General features: G+C 59.6%; 17 protein-coding genes. 5 read left to right on the top strand and 12 right to left on the bottom strand.

All coding sequences use genetic code 11. From position 1 onward, the window contains the following. Positions 1–3 precede the first annotated feature (3 nt). The 4 genes from MX571_RS10425 to MX571_RS10410 all read right to left on the bottom strand — a co-directional run bounded on the left by MX571_RS10425 (position 4) and on the right by MX571_RS10410 (position 4,118). Positions 4–1,551: a hypothetical protein gene (locus tag MX571_RS10425; protein WP_247416317.1), complete on the bottom strand. Its 1,548-nt coding sequence runs from the start codon at positions 1,549–1,551 to the stop codon at positions 4–6. Further along, a complete protein-coding gene (locus MX571_RS10420) occupies positions 1,548–2,234 on the bottom strand; it encodes a DUF7546 family protein (RefSeq protein WP_247416314.1) in 687 nt (228 codons plus the stop codon). Before MX571_RS10420 ends, MX571_RS10425 begins: the two co-directional genes overlap by 4 nt. A gap of 38 nt (positions 2,235–2,272) precedes the next feature. After that, positions 2,273–2,716 carry a hypothetical protein gene (locus tag MX571_RS10415; RefSeq protein ID WP_247416312.1) on the bottom strand — a complete coding sequence of 148 codons (444 nt, stop codon included), beginning with the start codon at positions 2,714–2,716 and terminating at the stop codon, positions 2,273–2,275. Between the two features lie 130 nt (positions 2,717–2,846). Further along, positions 2,847–4,118: an AI-2E family transporter gene (locus tag MX571_RS10410; RefSeq protein ID WP_247416311.1), complete on the bottom strand. Its 1,272-nt coding sequence runs from the start codon at positions 4,116–4,118 to the stop codon at positions 2,847–2,849. A gap of 157 nt (positions 4,119–4,275) precedes the next feature. Here MX571_RS10410 and MX571_RS10405 point away from each other — a divergent pair, with 157 nt between their 5' ends. Beyond that, positions 4,276–4,761: a hypothetical protein gene (locus tag MX571_RS10405; protein WP_247416309.1), complete on the top strand. Its 486-nt coding sequence runs from the start codon at positions 4,276–4,278 to the stop codon at positions 4,759–4,761. A 188-nt stretch (positions 4,762–4,949) separates the two neighbouring features. Further along, a complete protein-coding gene (locus MX571_RS10400; protein WP_247416308.1) occupies positions 4,950–5,360 on the top strand; it encodes a hypothetical protein in 411 nt (136 codons plus the stop codon). A gap of 126 nt (positions 5,361–5,486) precedes the next feature. On the opposite strand, the gene MX571_RS10395 is transcribed toward MX571_RS10400, so the two are convergent. After that, the gene (locus tag MX571_RS10395) at positions 5,487–5,828 is read right to left on the bottom strand and encodes a four-helix bundle copper-binding protein (RefSeq protein WP_247416305.1); all 342 of its coding nucleotides are present in this window, start codon (positions 5,826–5,828) and stop codon (positions 5,487–5,489) included. 378 nt (positions 5,829–6,206) lie between these two features. On the opposite strand from MX571_RS10395, the gene MX571_RS10390 reads away from it, so the two are divergent. Both MX571_RS10390 and MX571_RS10385 read left to right on the top strand, forming a co-directional pair. Then, complete coding sequence (locus MX571_RS10390) at positions 6,207–6,947, top strand: DUF4396 domain-containing protein (protein WP_368409046.1); 741 nt, start codon at positions 6,207–6,209, stop codon at positions 6,945–6,947. Between the two features lie 137 nt (positions 6,948–7,084). Continuing rightward, the gene (locus MX571_RS10385) at positions 7,085–7,525 is read left to right on the top strand and encodes a DUF488 domain-containing protein (RefSeq protein ID WP_247416299.1); all 441 of its coding nucleotides are present in this window, start codon (positions 7,085–7,087) and stop codon (positions 7,523–7,525) included. A 140-nt stretch (positions 7,526–7,665) separates the two neighbouring features. Here MX571_RS10385 and MX571_RS10380 read toward each other — a convergent pair whose 3' ends face one another. After that, positions 7,666–8,787, bottom strand: a complete 1,122-nt coding sequence (locus MX571_RS10380) for a tyrosine-type recombinase/integrase (protein WP_247416298.1) — start codon at positions 8,785–8,787, stop codon at positions 7,666–7,668. 371 nt (positions 8,788–9,158) lie between these two features. On the opposite strand from MX571_RS10380, the gene MX571_RS10375 reads away from it, so the two are divergent. Continuing rightward, the gene (locus MX571_RS10375; protein WP_247416295.1) at positions 9,159–9,800 is read left to right on the top strand and encodes a DUF8102 family protein; all 642 of its coding nucleotides are present in this window, start codon (positions 9,159–9,161) and stop codon (positions 9,798–9,800) included. Between the two features lie 923 nt (positions 9,801–10,723). Here the strand turns inward: MX571_RS10375 and MX571_RS10370 are convergent. The 6 genes from MX571_RS10370 to MX571_RS10345 all read right to left on the bottom strand — a co-directional run bounded on the left by MX571_RS10370 (position 10,724) and on the right by MX571_RS10345 (position 18,586). Continuing rightward, entirely contained in the window at positions 10,724–11,167 is a 444-nt protein-coding gene (locus tag MX571_RS10370; RefSeq protein WP_368409012.1) for a DUF6884 domain-containing protein, read from the bottom strand. Continuing rightward, positions 11,164–11,778: a transcriptional regulator gene (locus MX571_RS10365; RefSeq protein WP_247416289.1), complete on the bottom strand. Its 615-nt coding sequence runs from the start codon at positions 11,776–11,778 to the stop codon at positions 11,164–11,166. The genes MX571_RS10370 and MX571_RS10365 overlap by 4 nt, the downstream gene beginning before the upstream one ends. Then, the gene (locus MX571_RS10360) at positions 11,775–12,632 is read right to left on the bottom strand and encodes an N-glycosylase/DNA lyase (protein WP_247416287.1); all 858 of its coding nucleotides are present in this window, start codon (positions 12,630–12,632) and stop codon (positions 11,775–11,777) included. The genes MX571_RS10365 and MX571_RS10360 overlap by 4 nt, the downstream gene beginning before the upstream one ends. A 247-nt stretch (positions 12,633–12,879) precedes the next feature. Beyond that, positions 12,880–14,235 (bottom strand): hypothetical protein, encoded by a 1,356-nt coding sequence (locus MX571_RS10355; RefSeq protein ID WP_247416285.1) that lies wholly within the window; start codon positions 14,233–14,235, stop codon positions 12,880–12,882. 2 nt (positions 14,236–14,237) lie between these two features. Further along, complete coding sequence (locus tag MX571_RS10350) at positions 14,238–17,066, bottom strand: MrcB family domain-containing protein (protein WP_247416283.1); 2,829 nt, start codon at positions 17,064–17,066, stop codon at positions 14,238–14,240. 278 nt (positions 17,067–17,344) lie between these two features. After that, positions 17,345–18,586, bottom strand: a complete 1,242-nt coding sequence (locus MX571_RS10345) for a copper amine oxidase (RefSeq protein ID WP_247416281.1) — start codon at positions 18,584–18,586, stop codon at positions 17,345–17,347. Positions 18,587–18,875 lie beyond the last annotated feature (289 nt).

Genomic DNA, 18,875 nt, shown 5'->3' with positions numbered 1-18,875 from the left:
GGCTCAGAGGAACGGTGGCGTGGTGTAGGGCTGGAGCAGCAGCCACATGCTGGTCGTCGTGTACGCCACCATCACGACGACGTAGGGGTACTGGCTGCGGAGCGGCTGGAGTCGTCCGGTGAACGTCTCGAAGGCGACGGCGTGGGCGACCCAGACGCCGAGGAGGTGCCCGACGACGACGAACAGCAACTGGACGCCCCCGAACCAGTCGGGGAGGACGGCGACGACGAGGTCCGTCGGAGGCGTGAGCGGCGACCCGAGCACCCCCAGCAGCGCGGGCGACAGCGTGAGGAAGTAGCCCAGGAAGTGCGCGAGGTGGTAGCCCGCGGCGATGGGGAGCAGGGCGACGGCGAAGCGACGTTCTATCTCGCCGGTCGCGACGTACGTGCCCGCCGAGCGCCGGGCGAGGCGCGAGGCGAGGCGGTACGCCCCGAGGAACAGCACGAACCCGCCGACGAGCGCACCGAGGTAGACGGCGAGCGACGGGACGCCCGAGCGGACGACCGGACGGGCGAGGTCGGCCCAGAGGCGCGTCGAGACGAACCCGTCGAACGTCGTCCCCCAGACCAGCGCCACGACGAACGCCACGTCGTCGCGGCCGTCGACGAGCGGCGCGTCGAACACGCGACCCGTGGCGGTCCGGATGGGACTGACCGCGCGCGCGTCCGCGACGCCGCCGTCCACGCGAATCGGTCGGTCGGCCGACTGTGGACGCTCCGGTGGTCGGTCGGCGCGCTCCCCGGCGAGCAGTCCCGCGCCCGGCAGGCCGACGCTGACACCGTCGGGGACGCGCTGTACCGGGGCTATCGCGCCGTAGAACGCGAACACGCGGGAGACGGGGTCGACGTTCGAGAACCAGGCCCGACGACCGAACACGACCGCCCCCGACAGCGTGAGGAGCGAGTAGCCCGCCACGACGGCGGCGAGCAGTCGCGGCGCGTCTGCCAGCGGACTGACCACCTCCAGCCAGACCAGCGCGAGGAGTCCGGCGACGCTCGGCCACGCGGCCAGCCGGGCCGGGTACGACCGGTCGAGCGACGGCAGGAGGCGGGCGAGCGTCCGCCACGGGTTCAGCGCGGGCCACGTGTTCCCGAGGAGGTAGACGGTTGCGGTGTAGCCAGCCCACCACGCGACCCAGACCAGCAGGACGGCGAGGTTCGCGATGGCCGTCGGCGGCCCGACGAACCCGACGACGGCGATGGCGAACAGTGCGACGAGACCGACCGCGGCGAGCACGTAGCGACCGACCGGGAGCAGTCGGCGGGCACGGACCGTCGGGCCGCGCTCGTGAATCGCCCGGATGAGGTCGCGGTCGGTGAGCAGGCTGGTGAACAGGAACGACGCGACGACGACCGAACCGCCGGTGAGCGCGAACAGCCACGACGGGACGGAGACGGGTGCCGTACTCCCGAGCGACCCGGCGTGTGCCGAGGCGACGCCGACGAACAGCGTCGTGACGACGGTCGCGAGGGCGACTCGACGGGTGACGGCGACCACGACGCGCCGTGTGACCGCGCGAGCGACCGTGTCGAATCGGCCTCGCGGCGTCATCGCCTCCCACCGCCCGGCCACGGGAGCCGTGGCGACCAGTACAGCAGTGCGACGGCGAGGACGAACGCGAGCGTCGAGAGGTCGAACGAGAGCGAGGACGTCGCCACTCCGGCGGTGGTCGGACCGAGGGCACCCGCCGCCAGCGAGGCGACGAGGGGGAAGCCACAGGAGAGGCAGGCGGCGAGGCCGACGACGCCCGAGAGGACGGCGGCGCTAGCGTCGAGCGTCCGGGCGAACACGAGGTACGCGAGCGCTGCGTAGCCGACGACCCGGTACGGGACGAAGTAGGCGTGGCCCACCTGCGTCGCGTAGCCGATACGCGGACCCCACCCCGGCGCGGAGAACGTCACCTGCCAGCCGTGGACGTGCGCGTGGGAGTGGGTCGCCGGTGCGGTGTCGACGGCGAGGAGTCCCGCGAGCCACGCCAGGACGAGGAAGTACGCGACGGCGACGACGGCAGCGAACAGGCGAACGCGGCGAGTCGCGGGTCGGGGATGGGTCTCGGCGACGGCGACGAGACCGAGGTTTATCCAGACGAACGGGTAGAGGACGTACCGGAGTTCGGTGGGCCGAGCGCCCGTCAGCCCGAAGTAGCCCACGAGGAGGAGCGCCTCGGCGACGAGGACGGGACCGAGCCACCACAGGCCGACCGGGAGGGCTGGGCGTCGCTCAAACTGCGACACCCTCACGAGTCGGTCCTCCGGTCGGGTCGGGCCATGGCTCAGGAGACGACGAGGTTCACGGTGACGGCGACGAGGAACAGCAACCCGAGCGTCCACGCGGTGACGGCGGCGGCGCTGGCGCTCGTCCGGCCACGGAACCGGACGGTCCGGTACGTCCCGACCGAGAGGAAGACGAGCAGGACGAGGACACCGAGCACGACGCCGGCTATCGCGGCCATCGCGCTCATCGGGCCGCCGGCGAGGAACAGCACGACCGCTCCCCCCAGTCCGAACGAGAGGACGAGGAACCCGAGAATCCAGACGAGCTGACTGCTCATTCCGCTCCGGAGCAGCCCCTCGGCTCGCTCCCCGAGCGACGTCGCCTCGGCCTCCGGTCGGTCGTCGTCGGAGCGCCAGTCACGGAGGCCGACGACCGCCGCGACGACGGCGACCAGCACCACCCCCATCAGTCCCGCGGACACGAGCAGCGAACTGACTTGCATGGTTATTGCTACCAGATGTCGTTCGTAGAAGATAAAACATCCTTCGGACTAAAGCCGTGATAGTCATCGCTCGGTAAGTGATTAGCCCGTAAAATCTAACATCCGCTGCAAGAGGTGCTCGCCCTGCCCGTCACTCGTCGTGCTGTCCGCCGTCACTCACTCGACTATCGCTCCCCTCTTCCTCGCTCACCCTGCTATCCCTCTCGCCGCCGTCGCTCCGGGTCCCCTCGCCACGCGACTCCGCCGGAGGGCCGTCGTCGGCGGGTGACTCGCCGTCGGCGTCCGTGTCCGTCTCGGGTGCCGGTTCGTTGGAGGGGCCGGGCGTCACCGCGTCCCCCCGGAGGAGCGCCGGGACGATGTCCTGTGCGATGCGGAGGCCGACGACGAGGATGAGGGGGCCGAGGAACAGGCCGTACCAGCCGAACACGAGCGTCCCGCCGACGTACGCGAATATCATCAGCCCGCTGTGGAGCGACCGGCCCGCCAGCAACGGCAGGAGGAAGGTGAGCGGGATGAAGTCGAGGAACAGGAACGCGAAGACGGTGAACCCGATTGGGTAGAGCAGCACCTCCGCGGGACTCTGGAACGCCGCACCGAACAGGAACACCGCGATGGGGACGTAGACGATCTTGCCCACGACCAGCGGGACGATGCTGGCGACGCCGGTGAGCACGCCGAGGACGATGGGGAGGGGAATCTGCACCGACGACGGTGCGACGACGTTGAACGCCGAGTAGAAGGCGGCGGAGAAGACGGCGATGGAGGTCATGAACAGCACGTTCGAGAAGTAGACGCTGGAGATGTCGCGGTCCATGTGCTGGCCGATGACGTGGGCGGGCGACCCCGTGCCGACGGCCGAGCGGTACCACCCCGCGAACTTGCGGTCGTCCCGGAGGAGGTAGAAGACGACGGCGGTCATGAGGAACACGTGGACGACGGCGTTCGCGAGGATGCCGACGACGCCGAGAATCATCGACACGACGCCCTGGAACCCCGACTGCCGGAGCTGTTCGAGGAGCGCACGGGGCTCGTTGGCGAGTTCGGAGAGGTTCCGGATCTGCTCGACGTCGACGTACGGCTGGATGAGGCTCTGGACGTTGTACTGCGCGAACACGCTGTTGACGTTCTGCACCGCGACGAAGGCGACGTACCCGACGAGCGCGAGCAGTGGCAGGACGACGAGGACGAGCGTGAGCATCGCCGCCAGCCCGTCGCCGTCGATGCGGCTCCGGATGCGTCGGTTGATCGGTCGGACCGCGTAGTAGAGGAACAGCCCCGTGACGAGCGTCCCGACGAACAGGTAGACCGCCCCCACGAGGACGACGAGCGCCAGGAGCGCCAGGAGCCAGTACCCGATGCGGGCTCTGCTGCGTGGCAGTAACCGCTCGCTGACCGAGTTCATCGGGCGCCGTCCGCCTCCGCGTCGACCCGACCCGTCTCGAACTCCTCGGCAGCGATTGGCATAGGTGACGTTCGACGCCCCCCAACTTAAGCGGGAGCCCGGCCGCGCGCCGACCCGACCCATTGACAAGGCTCCCCGACGCGCTCACAGAGGTGAGATGACGGACCACCAGCTGGGGACGACCTGCGAGCGATGTGGGGTCCACCACCGGGTCGTCGAGTCGATGCCGAACCGACCGTTCGCCGCCAGGGACGTCGCCCGCCTCGACGCGTCGGTTCCGTTCGTCGCGCGGGTCGGAGCTACCGAGACGTCCAGCGAATCGGCCGACGGACCGACGCGCGGCGACGCGTCGTCGGGCGACGACGAACAGCCGGACGACGGCGCAGACGGGGACCACGACACGGCCGGAGGCGACGACACGGCGGAGGACGACGCGCCGACGAACACCATCGTCCTCTCGACTGCGGGAGCGACGCGACTCCTCAGACGCGCCGAGGCGCACGGCTGGGTCGTCGTGCGCGAACGAGAACACGCCGACGGGACGGACCCCCGCGCGGTCGGCGTCGACCTGTTCGCCGAGGCGGCTCCCGACGAGCGACTGTCGGGGACCGACGCCCGGACGGTGCTCTCGCTGGGGGAGTGAGTGCCTCGCTCGACGAACGGGGGACGCGGCGGTCCGACTCCGTTCGGACGACGCCTCGTCCGTGACCGTCGTCTCGATGCCAGTCGGCGGCGGGTGTGTCGTACACTGTGGACCCTTCAGATATGCACCACTTCGAGAAAGTATCCCGAAAGAACTATTTCGACGTGGTAGCTTCTCCCACATCCGAGATGACCGTAGGTGACAGACGAGGGGGAAAGGAGCAGGGGGGAGACGCGATGGACTGTGTCGCCTGCGGACTGGGAGCGGGATTCAATCGAGCGGTCGTCGACACCGTCCACCACCGGGAACTCGGTGGGTTCTGCGTCCGCTGCGAGGAGTCCGAGTTCGGTCGGAGTCTCGCGCGCGGCGACTGGAGCGGCGTCGAGGGCTGTGCGTTCTGCGACCGCGACGGGTTCTACGCCCTCCCGACGTGGGAGCCGTTCTGCGAGGAACGCGACGGGAAGACGGTCTGCAAGGTCGAGTACCGGGTCGACGACGCGACGGTGCGGTTCTGCGACGAGCACTTCGGCCTGGTGAACGAGAGTGCTGCGGCCGGGGCCGCCGACCGAGGCGTTCACGACGACACGCGAATCCGCTGACGCGAGCGCGACACCTGCCGCTCGCCGGCAACTCCTTCGAAAACGTGTTCGACGCCGATTCGAGCGCGGCGGCCGACCTCGTCGGTGGCCGACTCGCCGCGCGTGGACGGAACCGAGTCCGCCGATTCAGGCCATCGAGCGGCAGGTCTCCGCGCACTCGCGGAGCACGTCGACGCACGCCTGACAGTGGTCGTGGTCGTGCTGTTCGCACTCGTCGGCGCACGCCTCGCAGGCCTCCGCGCAGAGCTCTCCGAGGTCGCCGCTGTAGTCGGAGTCCCGCGCCATGAACCGCGCGTGCAGGCTGGCGATGTCGGCGACGTCACGACAGAGGCGGACGCACTCGGCCATCTCCTCGCCGTGGCCGGCGCACTCGTCGGCACACCACTCGCAGACCTGTGCGGCCTCGTTGCAGTTGTCGATACACTCGCGTTGCTCCTCGCTCAGGTGGTCGATCTGTTGTAGCGCCATTGCATCTCTAACGACGGGCGTCCCGTTCAAGCGGTTTTTCGCTAACGATACAAGCCTCGCCTGCGGGCACCACCTTCATGTGGCTCGTCGCAGTCGACCGGTAGCGCGCCCGCTACCGGTGGTCGCTGTCCCACGACTCGAACTTCGGGTTCACGACGTTCGGTGGACCACACCGGTCGCCCGAAGTAACCAAACCCAGTCGTCTCTCGGCCCAGTTGAGTGGAACCGTCGCGTCTACGGCCGATACCGGGCGCAGGTCGACGAGGCGACCGAACAGCCCCGGAGACGCCAGTTTGGTTCCCGAGGCACAAACCCGTTAAACGTGCCGCGAGAAGGTCAGGGCAGACGATGACCACGAACACAGCGGCGTTGGCCTCCATGCTCCAGTCGGATGGGGGGCTCGCAGGCCTCGCGAAACAGGTCGAACACGCGTTCGAACCGGCTCGAGAGGTGCTCGTCCCGATCCTCTCGAACCCCACCATCGTCGGTGTGTGGGCGCTCGTCGTCCTCGCCTGCGTCGGCGTGCTCTGGTGGGACCTCCGGTCGAACAACGAACCGCTCGGGTCGATGATGAAGGCGGTCTGGACGCTCGTCGTCCTGTACTCCGGCCCGTTCGGGCTCGCCGTCTACTGGTACACCGGTCGAACGCAGATCGCGCACGACTCGCTGTGGCGACGGGGCTTCCGTTCGACCGCGCACTGTTACTCGGGGTGTGGTGCCGGCGAGGTCGTCGGTATCACGATCGCTCAGGGAATCCTCGCACTCACTGTCGGGTGGGTCGCGGCGATCACGTTCGGCTTCGCGTACCTCTTCGGCTACGCCCTGACCATCGGCCCGTTGATGCAGGACGGCGTCGGGTTCAAAGAGGCGACCTGGGACGCGCTGCTGAGCGAGACCCCCTCCATCACCGTCATGGAGATCTTCGCCATCGGGACCGACCTGCTCCTGGCCGCCGACGCGCACATGGGCGAGATACTGTTCTGGTCGGCGCTGGTGTTCTCGCTGTCCATCGGCTTCCTCGTCGCGTGGCCGGTCAACGTCCTGCTCGTGGAATTCGGCGTCAAGGAGGGGATGAGCGACCCCTCGGAGATGCGCGAGGGGACCGCTGCGGGGGACTGACCACGGACCGTCCCCCCTCCCGACCCACTCGGCGATACCGACCTGGACACCTCGGTCACTGGTGACGGGACGAGTCGAGCCACCGGTGGCCACCACCGTGCCATTGACCACCGACGCTCCCGAACGAGCAGCACGTCATGAACACCTCCGGGCGAGTGCGGGACACGTACGTCGCGGCGCTCCAGCACGGGCTGGTCGACCTGCCGGCGGAGACGACGCTCGTCGGCGTCGTCCGGCGACCCACGGGCTGGTTCCGGTCGACGGTCGACGAGAACCAGCCGTCGCTCGGACCGCCCGCGGACCTCCTCGACGCGACCAAGCGTCGCCACGACGCGCTGAAGCGGCGGGGGATGTGCGACGAGGGCGCGCACAACGCCGCCTGGGAGGAGGTCGAGTTCGAAGCGCGGTACCGCGACCACCTCGCGTCTACCCCGGACGCCCGGGACGCAGTCGAGGGGCTCGTGGACAGGGTCCGGTCCGGGGAGGACCTCGCGCTGGTCTGTTTCGAGAATACGGACAAGAAACGCTGTCATCGGACGGTGCTTCGAGACCATGTCGAAGCCCGTCTCGACGGGTAGCAGTCACTCGGTGCTCGAATATCAGCTCCGCCTAACGTCGTCGCTCGCGAGTGTGCTCGCGACAGAAGTATATGGGACCGCTGAGATACGCGGCTCTCGCGTGACGCATGTACCGTCGTTCGCGAGAGCCTGATTCATCGTTATTCGCTATCGCTCCCAGAATTGGTGCTGTCCTGGTTCAGCTTACCGAGATGCTTTCTACGCGATTCCATTCGCTTCAGCGGTTCAGGGTGGTCGTAGTGATTTCGAATGACATCCGGCGTTGCGTTCACGCGTTCAGCTAGTACGGACGGTGGCCACCCACAGTCGATATGGTGAGTGATTGCTCCGGTACGAATCGGATGTGGGGAGCGAGCTGATGGACAGCGACTTTCATACCCATGCTCCCGAGCCTCGCAGGTATCCACGTCTCGGCCGTGTGGACACTCAATTCCAAACCGGCAAGGTTGAGTGAGGATGTTGCATCGCGATCGAATCGCACTTTTGGACATCCTTCTCCCTCCTCGCTTTGTCGAGAGAAGCGGATTTCGTCCGTAGTCGTCTGTAGCTTCAATTCGCGAGACTTTGATGTAGTCTCGGAGTAGATCACCTACATCGGGGCTTAACATCACGGGGCGCTCGCCCTCATTTTTATTCTTCAGTTCTGTTTCCGACTCTGGCCGATGACGAATGTAGATAAAGGGGAGCTCTGCTCGCTCTATGTCCTCCTCGGTGATGTCATCAGCATGGCCGAGACGCTTGAGGTCCTCTGCATCGAGGTAACAGTCTTCGACGTCTAATGCGTGAATTGCACCAAGTCGAGCCGTCGTGTGCCACATCAGCGCGAAGATCACGTGGTCGCGCGATGCGTATTCATACCGGTCTAGATGGGTGAGGATATTCTCTGCTCGCTCAGACGTGATCTTATCTTCATTTACTGCAGCTGAGTTTGCGAGCCTTGGAACCTCGACCTTCGCGGGAAGCGTTGGCGGGACAGCATCTACGTCGACACAAAACTCGAGGTACTGTCGAAGCGTACCCAGTTGGTTGTTCAGCGTACTTATAGCGAGGTCCTCAGCTCGACGTGCGGCGTCGAATTGATATATATCTCGGCCCGTGAGATGGTTCAGATTGTCTGTTCCCTCATCCTCGCACCAGTAGACAAACTGATCAATCCGATATCGATAGCTATCGAGCGTTTCCTCAGAACGCTCGGACTGCAGACGATTGAGCCACATCTCCTCTGCTTCTTCCGGCGAAAGGGGTACGAGATCGCTACTCATCAGTCGATTCCTCCACTGCTTGCGTTCTAGTCTTTTCCATTGGGTGAGTATGCTAGTTTTGGGCCAGCAACTCCCGAGGCAGGATCCGATGTAGCCCGGAGAAACCACTTTAGCACTCGCCGCCATAGTTTCTCTCGGGGCACCGATTGTCGGTCTGCTCCATGCGGAAGGTTCGATGCTGTAGGAGACAAGTTTCCAGCTGACTCCTACGGCATCGGCCGATGCGTGCAACGTGTCCCACCACTTTTGTGGCAGGGTGATTTGCTTTCCAACCGAATGACCAGATCGCCTGGTCAGGCTGTCTATGCAGTTTGGTGCCATGAACAAATAGATATGGGGTTAGCAACTAACCAAAAATAGGTTAGACAATCATGCCATCTGAAGATCGACAGTCTGGGCTACTCCGACGGTCAGACAGAGCATATCTTCGAGGAGAAAAGGAATACGAATCCCAACAGGTCCACTACAATAAGCGCGCTACTATCCGAAAACGCATTCATAACGCGATTCTCGATTTCGAGCTGATAGAGTTAGCCTTGAGAGATCGAGATCGTGACAAGATATTTGAGAACGCGGATGAGTGGTTGGATGAGGAGGACACCGACCTCTTGTCGGCCATAGAAGCCCTGATTGGGTGGATTTATGCTGGGCTGAAGAGCCAGGGATATGATGCCGAGGCGATTTTCGAAAACGGAATCGAAAGAGGGGACGGGGATCTCGGGACAGCGGCCGACGCCAAAATTGTCCAAACTGATGTAAGCGTGATCGTGCGAAGTCGGCGGATTGAGGGGATTCAACAGATCAAAGAGAAAATCGAAGCGGGAGATCCGGTGATGTATCGAGACGTTATCAACCTCGCCCGTAACGACATCCGTATGGACCTCACGGATGTTGATGAGGTCCGTGTATTTGCGGATTCTAGCCAAGTAAAATCAGAGCGTCATATAATTGAAGAAGTTTTTTCGGAGTTTTACGATAAAGATATTACCGTGATTATGGAGCGACGGCAGTGATCTGCTTAGCCCTATTCTGGTAACCCGTTGTCCCCCCCTTCCTCAGAGGTACGGCTCCCGACAGATATACTCTGAATCCGATTATAGATATGTAAAATTCATAATATTATAGTCAGTGCTGAGCCAGACATATCCATTCTGAGCGGTAGCAGTCCCACCATAGCTGGCTCGGTGATACCGGTTCCGCGTACAGGATCTATTCCGGGAGTCTGTCCTATGATATTCCCGTAAAACCGTCTAAGTGGACGCAGTTTGCCTGATGCTATGACAAGCAATCCGTAGATTGGTTGTTCAGGCAATTGTGGGAGAGCAGAATCATGGTAACCGAGGATTGATACCTAGATAGCCTTGAAAGAATTGTATGACGCTCTCGCGAGACATAGAACTGCGCGTACAGGGACATCTTCGGGAGATCGGGCAAACAAACGACGCTGTCATCAGTAGCCGTCAGGGATTGCCCCCCGCGATGAAGGGATATGAAAGGTCACTCCGGAGCGTTGCCGAATGCGCTACAGCGAGCGAGGTAGATAAAGTAGCGGAGTACATTAAGAGCAAAATTAGAGAGAATGGCCGTCGGCCCCCCAACAGGGAAGTCCGACGCAGTGCCAGGATGATGATGTCTGAATCTGGATACGCGGCAGACGAGTTCCTCAACAAAGCCTAATCGAGAGTTCAGTAGTATCACAGCAACCGGTATCAGTAGTACCACTATCGATTACAACAACAGAAATGAGCCTCGCGGGCCGCGTTCCGAAAGATGTTGAGGAGTCAGAAACAATTCAGCAGATAGGCTAGTTTCGCAATTATAACACTGATGATGTCAATCGGTGTGAAAAGCATCCATATACCCCCGCTGGGTTTCGAGATGGCCTACGGAATAGGCTTCTGAACCGGCCACAGCTTCGATATCGTACGGCGCCAGGTCAGATCTGTCTGTCCTCTTGCTCCGTGTACCATGAAACCGTTTCACCGATTGAAAGGCCCTTTGTCGGTATTTCAAAACTCGTACCCTCCAAATCCCGGATTTTCGGGATGAGGTGGCCATAGTAGTCTTCCCCTGCGTGAATCACAAGATGCACTCCTGGCTCGAGAAGCCCGGCTGCTTCGAGTTCTTGGTACACTCTCTCCGCCCAGTCACGCTTTTCCGCGACGCTTGCCTCTCTGAGCGCCTCATCGTAGGGTTCGACCGGTGGTCCATCAGGATCGAGTAGGCCATGTTTCGCCGAGAGAATCCACCACTCGTCGTGTTCCTCTTCGGCGTACGACCGCATCTTTCGGTAGTACTGAGATGTGTAGAGATCGCGGGGTTTCGTTGCCCTATCCTGTTTGGTTTTGACGCAACTGACGAGTCCTATTTCTCGCGTCATGGTTCTGTGAGTTCCCAGGCGATGACTGCCCCCTGTTGGTGATGTGGATGGCGGAGGCCGCTAAACGATTCGACGCAAATAGGTTCGATCGGAATATCGTACCAGTACCCTACATCGAGGGTGAATTTCTCTGCGATTCGGTCCGCACGGAGCTCCTCGTACGCTTCCTCGTTGGACTCGTAATAGAGTCCAAGTACTCCACAAGGAAAGTCGAATCCGGACTCGGCTAATTTCTGGCAGTCCGTCAGCATCGACGACGAACTCCGCTCCGGAAACGGACTGAACACGCTCTTGTACATATTCGGATCGATATTGCCGTTGTCCCGTCGGAATCGGATGAGCTTCGCCTCGATTGGTAACTGGTTGCCACCATCATCCAAGAGCAGATCGACACGGCGGCTGGAGTCCGGATAGGGTTCTTCGTAGTTGATTGTCACCTCAATCAGTCCCCTATTCTCTACCTCCTCTCGGAGCTGTTCGAGTTGGCGCTCCTCTTCGAAGGGGCCGATGCCAGGCCTCCACCTCCTATGGGTGGCTGTCTCGTCGACGATCGGGATTGTGTGTGCGAAGGCCTGCGCCAGCTGTTGAATTCGATAGCTCGAGCGCTTCATCGTGGTCCTGGGTGCGATTGTATACACGCTGTTAGTTCGTTGGCAAGAGCGGTGCGCTCGGGATCCTCAAGACCGACTTCCTGAAAATGAGCGTCGAGCGCTAGGCGGCTCTGCTCGAGATTCTCACCTGCGTCCCCGATAATTTGTCCGGCCTGCCAGATGATTGAGTCAATGCGGAGCAACGAGATGGGACGGCCGACCTCCTCACTAACTCGTTCCATTACCTCCCCCCAGGCAGCCATGACGTCACCCGTCTTCGTGGAGACCGTTATCCCCGCGGTTTCTGAGACCCGCTCGACCTGGAGGTCACACGGGATTGGGATATCCGAGGGAAATTGCAGATACTCGCCTGTGTCGATGAGGTGGGCAATGTCGTAGATTTTCATCGAGAGGACCACCGTCTTCTTTCGCTTCTTGTTCTCGATGCCGTCCGCAAGTCGTTCCCACACCTCGAACGGGTCCACATCACGATGACTCGCTAAGAACCATTCAGGGAATTCAGACTTGAGTAATTTCCTGAGCCGAGTGGTCTTCATACTCGTGAACCGGGCATTGACCGGTTCCTCCATGAACCTCCATAATATCGCTTCTACATCGGTGAGCGAGTCCAAAGAGCCGTATTCAAGCGCCACGTCAGTAAGTGTCTGCCAGAATGCTTGGGCGTCTCCATTAAGCTGAAAGTCCTGTGTCGTCGCACAGATGGCCAGCAGCTGAACTCGGTCAGTATTTCTGAACTCCTCGTAGAGTCGTTCAATAGTGGTGTACTCAGGTTCGAACTGATCGAAAGCGACGATTCCCTCGTAACCGATGTCTGCAATAGCTTCTGAGACGGCCGCTACACGATCCTCTCGCATAATTGTACCATCCTGCTGAAGGTGACAAGTGTTCTGGTCACAATACCTAATACCTCTAGAATCCAGAATGTTTTTGTAGTCATTACTGGCCCGGATTTCGGAATCGTCTCTGAAGCTCCCGCCGATGACTCTGCGGAAAAGCTACACTAGGGGGAACCAGTCTCGACAGGTCTTTGGTAACAATCGATGACTCTCCTCAGAAATCAATCGAAACCGATAGATGGCAATGCCCCCCGGTGAAGTAGTGCTACCCCACGAGTAGCTCAAAGGCGTTCAGTAGGTCCGAGCGAGCTTTCACTCTAGTATTGGGGCGAAGGGCGATATGATCAATATCGTAATCCCGAACGCGCTTCTGACCCTTGGACTCCTCAGAGGCGTAGAGAATTGAACTCGGTTTGTCAGGGTGGAGTAAGTCAACAACGTAGGCGAGGAAGCGACGATAGTCTGCAAGCCTCACTTCCGTCTTAAATTTGGCATCTCCGATCCAAGCAATCTCTCCATCGATCTCGAGAGCGAAATCGGGTTGCCCTGGCCCATTCCGAATCCCAAGTTCGTCTTTGAAGTACTGGCTGAATCGACCGAGGGACCGGTTGTAGTGGAGACGCACACCATCGCCGAACCGATACTCACGGTTGATCGACTCCGGACTCTTCGGTGGCCGTCCGCAGACTTCAGTGAGTGTGTCCAGCAAGATGCCGAGACACCAGAGCTCGTATAGTTTGCTAATCGGCTTGACTGCCGTATTTAGATTGCGTGATAGGGAGAGTTCCATGCCAATATCCCGCTGGAACGCTTCCCAAAGGTCGATGATTTCCGCCATCGAACCAGATGCCTCTCGTCGTGCTTCAGCGATCACGTCGGGCGCAGTGAAGTCACGCTCGACAGCTTTATCGACGAACCGACTCGGGATACCTGTATTCACGAAGTCTTCGTGATACGAAACTTGAGATGCGAACGCTGACTCGTAATAGGCGTAACTCTCCGATAGAGCCTGCATTTCGGTGAGGAGATCGATATGGAACCGGACGAGGAGGTGGTTTAGAACAGTGTCAAAGCTGAACTTGACCTCTTCGCTGACGACTTGCTGCGAGCCACGGGCCGCTTCACGCATGGTCTCTCCAAACAGGGGTCGCCCTTGTGGCTCGAGCCCGCGGTTCTGCGTGCGCTGTACTTCCACCGGTAAACGTTGGTTTCGCAGGCTTTCGGACAGCTCTATGAGCGCTTTACTGTAGGCAGCGAGCTGTGTTCGAAAATCGAGTAGCAACTCCGGGGAGAGTGGGAATGCAGCTTCAAACGTCGTCGCACCTATGATTTCGACCCACTTTTGAGTCTCCTGCAGAAGCACTTCGTATTCATCGGTAGAGAGATGACTCGCGACGACGATTACGTCGCCTGGGAACAGCCCTACCCAGCCGCCAGGGTTGAATTCGTTGCTATCAATCGATGGTGGGGCTTCTTCAACACCTTCAACACCCCTAGCATTGGTGACCTCGTCTTCGAGAGCTGTGGTGATAGTGTCTATGTAGTGCTGGAGTGCGCCCCACTCCTCGTCATCAAGTCCAAGATCAGATTGGCTGTACCGTCCATACGTCTCGACACGCATCGTCACGAGAGGATCTGTTTTGACTCGCCAGCCTCTGCCAACACGGTCGCCGTTTTCGGCAACGCCAGATCTCGCGCCAGCTGGATGATCCGATTGAAACGCTCTTTCGCATCGCTATCTCGATCGATGGTCTCAGCCCGACGAAGTTCCGACATGAAATGCTCAAATTGCGGCACAATATAGGCCACGAGCGCATCATCAAGTGCCTCTCGTGAGGTCTCGTCAGGGAATAGAAGCTGATGTGCGATTAGGTACTTCGTGGCGTCGATCAATAGTGCCTGGCCAATATCGACGACGTCCTGGTCAGTGACCTCAATACAGAAGTAGATGAGTGTCTGGATGGCATCCAATCCATTCCTCTGTAGCTCCGGCTTGGTACTGACCGTGTTTAGCGCATCGCTCAGTGTCTTTCGGGAAGCGAATTCGGGGAAGATCGGCGCAACATCAGACGAGGTGACACCGCCACCATTTCCACCAGTAGCCATAGCATCGATTGCTGCTTTCTCCACGAGCGCAACCAGCTTCTCATCACTAGAATTCAATTCAGGGGCTTCAGACGGAATTCCATCCTCGGTCGATCCTTCGGGGGGCTTCTGATTGTCAAGTAACGATGGCACATTGACAAAGGCGAATCGCCGTCGGAAAGCGTATCCCAGCGAGAAGAGCTGTGCCTGGTCGTATGTGTTCATCGTTGCAAGGATACGAAACGACAGCGGAACGTAGACCTCGCGATTGGCATACGAAAGAGGTTCAGTCGTCCGGTAGTCGAGGTCGAGCAGCGTGAACACGTCGCCGAACGCTTCGTCAAGATTTGCCCGGTTCAGTTCGTCGATGATCACCCACGACGGCTGTGGCGTGTCGCGTCGTAGCGTCTCCACACACTTACTTGCAGCACTGGTCAGGAACCCAGCTTCTGCTTCCCACGAGTTACCCACTGGTCGGTAGCCACCCACGACCTGATAGTTTGACCACTCTGCGTTCGCAGTGACGAGAGATTTCGACGCACAGAGCGCGTCGGATAGAAGATTTGCTGCTCTTGTTTTCCCAGTGCCTGGTGGTCCGTAAAAGACCACGTTCTTTCCTGCGACCAAATGAGCAGCAGCTTGCCGATAGAGATGAGCCTGTGAAGCCTCCTGTTCGAGCAGAGACTCAAGCTCCTCGAACGGATCAACGGGGACGAGTTCAGTCAGATCCAGCTCCCCCGTCTCATGTAAGTGGAACGCGTAGGTAGCGACTTGTAGGTCGGTGGCCCAGTCGGGGATCTCCCAAACGAACTCCCGAAGTGAATACTGCTCGAGGATTTGTTCGACATCGTCCAGAAACGTATCATATCGACTTGGCGACGTAGTATTTGGATTCGGGCGGTCGAATCGCATGGCCTCTACTGCGTCAGCGACCTCTTTGTTCAGTCGAGCGAACTTCTCCGGCGACACTGAGGCTAGGAGTTCAGACGCGGCCCCTACACCCAGTTCACCAAAGTTGAGTACCGGTCCGATATTGCCCTCGTCAGCCGAATCTTGGATGATATCGGCTACCTCATGTGGCGTTGCTTCCTCGAACACCTTCTCCACTTTCGAGTCGGTCCATCGGCTGACATACCATGGGAGCGAATTGAGTAATGCTCTGAAGGACCCTTCTGTCGGGTTAGCCAGGAAGGTCTCAGCCTTCTGTTGTTGTGTATCGATCGTTTGCCAGTAGTCATTTAGCGTGCTAGACTGGGGGTATATTTGCTCACCTTTGATCTTCTCGAGGAAGTCGGTGACCGACCTATACTTCGAAAAGAACGATGACTCTTGACGCTCAAAATCGAGTCGGCTGTAGGAGTCGTTGGGCCACCCTTTGAACCCCATAAGATCCCAGAAGTCCGCCCGGTTGAGTTTGGCTTTGTAGAGTGGTTCGAGGAACATCTTATGTGGGAAGGCGGTTTCGCTCTCGTCTGTCCAGCCAACAGCTTCGCTGAATTCACGTGCTGTTTCAGCATCGAACACTGTTGCATCAGCGATCCGAGCCAACACCGTATATTCGCCGCCACTGGGACCATCTCGTTCCGCAAACAAGAGGTAATCACCGGGGTTAGCGGCCGTAGATGATCGGTTGCCCCAGACACGGAGATCCTCGTGCTCGACCGGGATATCACAGATCCCTTCAAGGCGCTCTCTGCTGACTCCCTCGAGAACCGTATCTTCGTAATTCTGCTCCATTATCCCTCCTCCCTTGATCGGGCATTGGTAGACGTTCGGAGTATGAGCTGGCGAGATCTGCTCTTGATATGTGCTCACGAGTGTTTCAAGGTCATCACGAAGGCTGTCATCGTCAGGTATCGATTCTAACGAATACCGCTTGTAAGTGATCGTACCCGGCCCATAAAGTTCGTTTCGAGAGGAGGCATGGGGGAAATCGATCGGTCCTGCCTGAAATCCTTCTATTGAGAGGTTTTCGTAGAAACCATTTGCAGTCTCTCGCAGGCGTTGACGGGCGGCCTTTGTCCCGAGTTCGTCCTTCAGTTCTGTCACACCTTGATTGAGCGTCAGTGTAACACGGTTTTCCTGTGGTTCGAACAGATAGACGACGTATATTCCATCTTGGATTCGATCCGTTTCCCGAGGATCCATAATCGCAACCCAGGGAATGGCTGTCCACCGCCCTCTCCCGGCAGAGGATTTGATGACGAGATCATCATTCTGAAGGAGTTCCTGGATCCGCTCCGGAATCCGCGTCTCAATATCTTCACGGGTGACATGAGGTGAAATTCCCTTGCCAATCTGCTCAATCGGGTAGTCCTCAACAACACGTCGTAATAGCGTAGAAAGGCCCTCCGAAGACTGGCTCATTCTTGTAAACAACTTGGTGGTAAGGGCAAAAAACTGCCTCCTGGAATGACTCACTCTAAAATAGACGAGCTCGGTCGTTTCTACTCCGATAGAGAACGTCGGCTCTCTTCCAGTGTGGAAACAATTTGGGCTCTTTATCTCGAGTCCTGGGCCCAAAGAGACAATGCTGCATACCGCTAGTTTCTCTCAGGACAGTGTCGGGGTTTCGCCACTTGATTGGTAGCGTAGCGCCTCGGGCTGGTATGCCAAGCCTGTGCCAGCTATCACCGGCAGACCAACTATAGCTGTTCTCCGTCCGGACCGTAGAACTCACCCGGTTCTCGGTATCCGGACGCCTGTGCAGTGTCATGAACCTGCCCATCGACCCAAACCCCCGATCGGATGCGAACCTCGATATCAGGGACTTCGAATTGACTCGTAACAGTCATTCGCTGGTCTGGGGCCAGGGTCATTCCCTCCGAGCGCTTGGTCATCACTGTCTGCCCACTACGGTCCTCGAATTCGAGCTGGAGTTGAACGTTCCGCGCTGGCGCATCACCTGTATTCCAGAACTGTACCTCAGTCTTCAGCCCCCCCATTTCGTGAATTCCGGTACCGAAGTGGTAGGTGACTGCAGGATGATCGTCGATCGGGAAGACTCGGGCCTGACCCCCTTCGTATTCGCTTGGTATTTCACCGACACCCCAGCCCTCGCCGGTAGTCTCGAGGTAGTAGTACCGGTCCCCGTTGTGAGTGACGTACGATCCTGGCAACTCATCATCGCCAGTTATCCCGACTGCCATGTGGCCTGGCGGGCTCAATAGCACCGTCCCGAATCCGAGTGACTCGATCATTGACGCAAGCAGAATCGAGGTGTCCTCGCAGTCTCCTCCGCCATGAACTAATGTCTCGACTGGATACCTCGGATATTCGTCGAACCCAGCGGTGACACTGTCTCTAGTGTACTCTAGCCCCTGTACGAATGCAGCCATGTGATCGACCATCCGGCTCTCAGAATACCCCTCCTGTTCGCCGTACTCTTTGAACTGGTCAACCAGACTGTCAATGTACGTATCGTCAAACCCATCGGATACGTAGGCCCCGTAATCACGAGCTCGGCGTCGGTTTTGGAAGTACTCGTGAAACTCTACAGGGATATCCGTCGAAAGAACTCCTACTTGTCCATCGTACGAAACAGTATAGCGCTTCTCTTCGACCTTTCCTGACAGCTCCCGGGGCCAGGTCCCACCCTGAATGTACTCGAGATGCATGGGATAGGACACATCAGTTTTCGACCCAGCTAGGTGCGTGTCGAAGGTCGTGTTCATATCGAGAGTATCGTTGTGGTGGTAGAGCACGAAGGTATCCAAGAGTTCGACTGGGCCCACAACTCCGCCTTCCCCCGCTACCTTGGCACTCTGGATCCGCCCATCCTCTCGGCTGAAGGTGATGAGTCGGTTATCGCGATTGACACCGCGTGTAACCCAGACTTCGTCCTTAGTGCCAAGATCCACTTCGACAGAGACACTGTACTCATGCATTCCAACGAGTGTTTCTTGCCATGTCGCGGACGGCTCTACCTCGCCGGTTCTTGATCGCTGGCCCTCGCCAGACTCGTCATCTGCAGGATTGTGGGGCTCTGGCTCTGCTCCGGAGCTATCGCTACGATTGCCATCTTGAGGGACACTCGCACTTCCCTTGGACGTCCCGTTTCCCCCATTGATCAGTCCGCCCCATTGTCCTCGGTTCTGCTTGTCATCAACGAGGACGAATGCGGCGCTCCCACCAACGAGTGTTACGCCTGTACTCGCGCCAGCCAATTTGAGGATG

It is taken from the genome of Halomarina salina (assembly GCF_023074835.1).
GTDB lineage: Archaea > Halobacteriota > Halobacteria > Halobacteriales > Haloarculaceae > Halomarina > Halomarina salina.
The sequence above is the reverse complement of the archived record's forward strand: the minus strand, read 5'-3'. Positions and strand labels throughout refer to the sequence as shown.